This is a genomic window from Halalkalibacter lacteus, assembly GCF_036663595.1.
Taxonomy (GTDB): domain Bacteria; phylum Bacillota; class Bacilli; order Bacillales; family Bacillaceae_D; genus Halalkalibacter; species Halalkalibacter lacteus.
In genome coordinates this window covers 1-252 of the sequence record NZ_JAWRVL010000340.1, presented here as the reverse complement: position 1 = coordinate 252, position 252 = coordinate 1, and the positions used below count along the sequence as shown (strand labels likewise).

At 69.0% G+C, this 252-nt stretch carries 1 protein-coding gene; it reads right to left on the bottom strand.

The window, feature by feature from the left end; all coding sequences use genetic code 11:
* Window positions 1-252 (bottom strand): hypothetical protein (locus SAZ04_RS22580; protein ID WP_332699948.1); only part of this gene is annotated, 252 nt, incomplete at both ends.

Genomic DNA, 252 nt, shown 5'->3' with positions numbered 1-252 from the left:
CCGCGCGGCACGATCGTGCGACCGTTGCTCTCCCACTCCGGGTTCGGCGAACCGTCCGGCAGGTACCTCGGGCCGGGCTGCCCTTCGTCGCACGAGAAGTAGCTGGCGCCATAGCCGTGCTCCCAGCGGTTGCCGTAGGCGCCGATGCAGTTGATCGGGCGGCCCGAGGCCACCAGCAGGTTGGCACCGACGGCCCACTCGTCGCTGATCTCGTAGCTGCCGAACAGCTTCAGCGTGTGGCGGCGATCGTTC